Origin of the sequence: Pedobacter psychrodurus (genome assembly GCF_032678585.1) — a bacterium.
Lineage (GTDB): Bacteria > Bacteroidota > Bacteroidia > Sphingobacteriales > Sphingobacteriaceae > Pedobacter > Pedobacter psychrodurus_A.
In genome coordinates this window covers 138,062-144,203 of sequence record NZ_JAVTSN010000016.1, presented here as the reverse complement: position 1 = coordinate 144,203, position 6,142 = coordinate 138,062, and the positions used below count along the sequence as shown (strand labels likewise).

Below are 6,142 nucleotides of genomic sequence, written 5' to 3'. Positions count from 1 at the left end.
CTGTGGTTTTAACACCGGATTGGAATCTAATTCCGATTGAGGGATCGGCGAAACCAATCTGTTATCTCCAGATGGGAAGTTTACAATTTTCCAGTGTACAGTAGAACCTGTTCTGTTAACACCTTTTTTAGTACGCAATAAATCAAAAAATTTATGTCCTTCACCATATAATTCTTTGTTACGCTCTAACAGTATTTCTTCTATCAGGGCATCGCCAGTATTAGACGAAACAGCGGTTGCCACTCCTGCCCTTTGCTGCACAGCTAAAAGCGCCTGTTTCGCTGCTGGCTCGTTGCTAAGCCTTGCTTCTGCTTCAGCTTCGATCAGGTACATCTCTGCAGAGCGCATTAATACCTGGTTATTGGCCGTTGTGGTGGTAAAATCGAACTTATTAATTAAATAGCCCTCACCTCTTCTTCTATACGCACCCGTGCTAGGATCGGCGGTTACGCTGCTTTTTACCAAAAACTGCTTTTTGCGCTCATCGTTTGCAGCAAAAGAGTTAAAAAAGTCGTCGGTAACCCTAAAGCTAGAATATCCTGAATCATAAGGATCATAAAAAGATGATACCGCTAAGAAACCCTGATTATCATCTGTACGAACATTGATGCCATAAATCCATTCGCTGGTAGCCGTATTAAAACCGGTTAACAATGCTGCAGCAGTACTCAAAGGTTTTCCTGCACGTGCCAGTTTTGCGTACCGGCTTGCCTCTGCCCAATTGCCCATGTTTAAATATACCCTGGCCAATGTGCCCTGAATGGCCGCCCTGCTCATCCTGTAAACACTTGTTTTACCAGTAGGTAGGCTTGTTTCTGCGTATTTTAAATCATCTATAATAAAAGCATAAACATCTTTTACCTTATCCCTGCCCGGTGTCGGCTCGTTAGGTCCAAGCGGTCCTCTAACGATAGGCACACCCAATGCATCAGGATTAACGGTATAGGGTTGTGCAAACCAACGGATCAGCCAAAAATAAGTATAAGCCCTCAATGCTCTGGCTTCGGCCAGAAATTCGGTTTTCTGCGCGTCGGTTATCGGCGCAGTAGGGATATTGGCGACAAACTGATTTGCATTAGCAATCACTTTTCCACCATATTCCCACCAGGCACCCACATCACCGTTACTAGAAGTTTCGATAAACTGATATTGCGCTACAAAACGGTTATAATTTGCAGCACCACTTACAATCATTACATCATTCCCTTTTACATCAGCACTTAAAATCATATTGTTGGTGTAGCCGGAGAATGTTGTTAAATCGTAAATACCCGTCATAGCCGCCTGAATTTTGGCCAGCGAAGAAAATGCTTCCTTAGAATTGATCTGTTGGGTAGGGCTTACCTCAAGAAATTCCTTTTTACAAGCGGTTAAGTTTACCAATAATAATAGTGTACCGATGTAAATGGTGGTTTTATATATTTTTATATTTTTCATTTTTCTCTAAATTAAAATCCAACATTAAGGCCCAACGTAAACGTTTTAACATTCGGAATATCATTATTGGTTAAGCCCGTAAGTGCAGACTCAGGATCCATACCTTTATGCTTAGCAAGCGTAAAAGGGTTTTCTGCAGTTGCATAAATCCTAAGCGTTGATAAATGAATGGCTTCTAACCAGTTTTTCTTTAATGTATATCCTAAAGCAATGTTTTTTACACGTAAGAAAGATCCATCGTATAGGAAACGGGTAGATGTGCTGTTCCCCAAATCGGTATTGTTAATTACAAAACGAGGTACATCTGTTACATCGCCCGGTTTTTGCCAGCTATTGAAATTATCAACCGATAATTGTTTACCCACATTGGCACCTCCATGCATTAAATTTCCATAAAGGGTATCATAAATTTTTCCACCTGTTGAGAAATAGGTGAATACACTTAAATCGAACTGCTGGTACCTAAAGGTATTGTTAAAACCACCGGTAAATTTAGGCAATGATGAACCAAAATTATTGTATCTGGTAGCTGTTGACCAGTTTTTAGTAGTGATTCTGTTCCCTGTAGATTGACCGTTCACCACTTCATCAATATACCACATCGGTTTTCCATCAGCTGCGTCTACTCCTGCATATTCGCGTAAATACCAGTCGTATCTGCTGCCTCCAACAGTCCATCTCTTGGTTGGATCATCGGTATCAATAACCTCAGCCTGGGTCATTTGGTTGATCTTGTTTTTGTTCGAAGTGATGTTGAATGAGATATTCCAGTCGAAATCTTTTGTTTTTACCGGATTTGCATTTAATAATACCTCTACTCCATAATTATCCATTGAGGCTAAATTGGTGGTTAGCGAACGGAAACCGGTTAGCTGCGAAACGGGCTGGCCAAACAATAATCCTTTCGAACCGCGTTTATAGTAAGAAACTTCACCGCTCAATTTTCCCTTAAAAATGGCGAATTCTAAACCTAAATCAAATGTCGAATTTTGCTCCCAGCGTAAATCAGGGTTTGGTAACTGGTAATAGTTAATACCTGATTGACCTTCGTAGTTTTTACCCAATGCATATAAGCCTTGCGCGGCATAACGATCGATCCTGTCGTTCCCGGTAGTACCATAACTTGCTCTCAATTTCAACTCGTCAATCCAGGTTACGTTTTTAAGAAAATCTTCTCTTCCGAGACGCCAGGCACCACCCACGGAGTAAAATGTTCCATATTTGTGGTCAGCTCCAAAAACAGAAGAACCATCTCTTCTTACACTTCCAGATACATAATATCTGGTATCGTAATTATAGGTTAACCTGGAGAAATACGACGCAAACCTTTTTTGGGTATAATAAGATTGCGTAGTATTTGGTGTTGATGCAGAAATTAATTCGTTGGTACCCGGAAAAGGAAAACCTGTAGCCTGGGCATAAATGTAATCTTGTTTGGTGCGGTAAGCCTCCTGACCCAACAATACGTTAAAACTGTGCAGATTAAAAGTTTTATCGTAGGTTAAGGTATTTTGAAAAGTAACCGTAACATCTTCTTTTGTATAACGGTATGCCCTACCTTTAACGCTTACACCATCGCCATGTTCCATATTATAAAACTGACGTTCGCGGTTGTTGATGTAATCAACAGCCACCATGGTTTTAGCCGTAAAATCTTTTAAAAATTTAATTTCGGCATAAGGGCTCGTAATTACCCTGTTGGTAATGGTATTGTATTCGTTTAATTTTGATAAGCCTACCGGGTTAAAATCGGGTGTAACCGGATTGATGTAGTTATAAACCGGACTTCCAGTGGCATCATATACCACATTTCCATTTGCATCTCTTACATATAACGGATAAATATTAGCCGTTTGATCGGCAAAATTAACTGGGTTATCAGAACCTGTACTTCCTGCCGGGGTATTTTGCTCGGTACGCGCTAAACTATTGTTAATACCTATTTTTAGAAAATCCGTAACTTCTGAGTTGATGTTAAATTTACCCGAATAACGTTTAAAATCTGAACGGATTACGATACCATTCTGCTCAAAATATCCACCAGAAATAAAGAATTTAGTTTTCTCGTTACCTCCACTGGCTGATAAATCGATATTTTTGGTAACGCCTCTGCGTAACACCTCATCGCGCCAATCGGTATCGTAAAGCAGTGCTGCTCCATTGGCCAATGCACCATTTGCTCCATAAGGATTAGCGGTATTATATGGGTTTACAACCAATTTACCATTGGTTAATCCATTCGCGGCTGTAGCAGCAGCAGCTGGTGTTAAACCTGCGGCCAGGCGTTGTGCATAATATACATCCCAATAGGTTTTGTAATATTGGGTGGCATCCATCACTTCTGGTTTATCTACCGCTTGATAAGAGTAACCGGTATAAGCGCTCAGGTTTAATTTGGTCTGCCCCGCTTTACCTTGTTTAGTGGTGATCAACACCACACCATTTGCTGCCCTTGAACCATAAATGGCTGCCGCTGTTGCATCCTTTAGTACTGTTAACGAAGCAATATCATTCGGATTAAGTGTAGATAATACGTCGGAAGTTTGCGCTACATTACTCAAATCGCCATTAGTGATCGGAATACCATCTACCACATAAAGTGGTGTACTTGATGCCGAAAAGGAGCCTACTCCACGGATCCGTACAGTAGAAGTTGCACCGGGCTGACCAGATACACTGGTAACCTGCACACCTGCTGCCGCCCCTTGCAAAGCTTTTTCGAAAGAGGTAACCGGACGGTCTTTTAACACATCGCCATCAACTACTGCAGCCGATCCGGTAAAGTTTTCTTTCTTTATCGTTCCGTAACCGATAATCATCACATCCTGCAGGTTTTTAGAAGAGGAAACCAGGCGAACATTCAATGTTTGCCCCGTTATGCTTACTTCTTGCTCGGTATAGCCTACATAACTTAGTACCAAAGTTTGTGCATTTGCAGGTACAGAAATTGAAAAAGTTCCCTGCCCTGTCGTTTGGGTTAATTGCGCGGTGCCCTTTACTTTTATGGATACGCCAGGCAATGGTAAGCCATCGTCCGCGTCAACCACTTTTCCGGTTATTGTTTTATTCTGCGCCAGCGCATTGAAATAAGACAAAACCGTCACCATTAAAATCAATAGTAATTTTTGTTTCATGTTGTGAAATAAATAGTTAGTAATTAGTTGAATCTTTAGTTTTTAGCCGGGATGCATGAAACCAAATCAAGGAGCAATTTAGGCGCTGTAAAACCCCGAAAATGTGCGAAAATCACCATTTTGTATAAAGGTGGGTTTAAACGCAAAAAAGCAAACTCCAATCCTGGCAGTTTGCTTTTTTAATCATTATTAACCTAAACAGGAAAAAACTTCTACAAATTGTCCTGCAAGAACTTCAAAAATAGTTTCATCCCAACACTCAAAATGTGCAGAAATCACTATTTGTATTTTAATTCAACCTACCCTTCTTATACTTTAAAGGTGTAATGTTGAATGTATGTTTAAATAACCTGATAAATGAACTTGGGCATTCAAAACCCACTAATGCCACGATTTCATTTAACGAATACGCCGTAGTTTGCAATAGCTTTTTTGCACGGTTTAACCTCAATTGCATTAAAAACTGATAAGGACTAATTTCATATGCTTCTTTAAAGGTTCTTAGCAAATGGTTAACCGATAAACAGGCCTCCTCTGCAATATTTTCCAAGGTTATATTTTGGTTGTAATTGCTACTGATGTATTCTTTTGCCAGTGTTAATCGTTTTAAAATCTCTTCTCTGGTTTTTGTTTTAATAAAGCTGAGTTTATCCAGCTTTTGAACCACTTCCTTATCGTAAATTTTATAATAGTTTAAAAGGCAGTGGTACATGTATTCATTGATCAGCATTTCATCTTTTAAACCTTTATCCAGCTGGTTCTTTAAATGCAGCACATTAAAACGCATATCGCCGCTAAATGGATACAATGATTCTAAGAAGGCTGGTGTTCCTTTTGCTTCGCTGTCATCCAGTAAACCTTCGTTGCTGTTAGAGAAAGCATGATGAAAATCTTTAATAAAATTTTCTCCGAATGAAACCGAAAAGGTATTTACCGGGCTTATAGAATCTATTTTACTACAAAAATTTGTTCCCGCATTTACCACAGCAAATGTATCTGGGTAAATGCTAAACTTACGTTTGTTAATTTCGCAGTTTTCGGTTCCGCTAAAAACAAATTTAATCGTATAGGCATCATTTTGTTGTTCGTAAAGTGCCTCGCAGGTACTTTCGCTTACAATCTTATTTCTATTGCTTAATTCCCTTACGTACCTCATGCCATTAATCTTCATTATAGTTACGCTGTTCCAAAATGATAAAATCATTACCATAAGGATCAGAAAATTCGATACTTAAACCTTCACCTAAATAAGCAGGCCTATTTTTAAAAACAACTCCTCTCGATCTTAGCCTGCAATAATCTTCCAAACAATCATCGCTCGTTAATACAATTTTGTTGGTCTGATTTTGATGCTTGTGCTCAGAAAGAAAAATATTGGTCTTACCATCTACCTTAACCAATATTGCTTTTTCTTTAGAGATTATGGTCGATTCTGTGAGCATCCCTAAACAATTGGTATAGAAAGCATCTGCATCATTTAGTTGCTTAACTTGCACATAAAAGAATTTTGCAGATTGGCTCATTACCTCATTTAATTGTATGATGTAAAATTAACCCGAAATTGCACCCGA

4 protein-coding genes are annotated in these 6,142 nt (G+C 39.3%); all 4 read right to left on the bottom strand.

Going from position 1 to position 6,142, the window contains the following annotated elements; genetic code table 11:
• The coding region (locus R2S57_RS12865) for a RagB/SusD family nutrient uptake outer membrane protein (protein ID WP_316845356.1) at positions 1-1,437 on the bottom strand (1,437 nt) is incomplete at its 3' end.
• Between the two features lie 11 nt (positions 1,438-1,448).
• Positions 1,449-4,571 carry a TonB-dependent receptor gene (locus R2S57_RS12860; RefSeq protein ID WP_316845355.1) on the bottom strand — a complete coding sequence of 1,041 codons (3,123 nt, stop codon included), beginning with the start codon at positions 4,569-4,571 and terminating at the stop codon, positions 1,449-1,451.
• 289 nt (positions 4,572-4,860) lie between these two features.
• The gene (locus tag R2S57_RS12855; RefSeq protein ID WP_316845354.1) at positions 4,861-5,727 is read right to left on the bottom strand and encodes an AraC family transcriptional regulator; all 867 of its coding nucleotides are present in this window, start codon (positions 5,725-5,727) and stop codon (positions 4,861-4,863) included.
• 4 nt (positions 5,728-5,731) lie between these two features.
• Positions 5,732-6,094, bottom strand: coding sequence for a VOC family protein (locus R2S57_RS12850; RefSeq protein ID WP_316845353.1), 363 nt, complete (start codon positions 6,092-6,094; stop codon positions 5,732-5,734).
• Between the last annotated feature and the right edge of the window lie 48 nt (positions 6,095-6,142).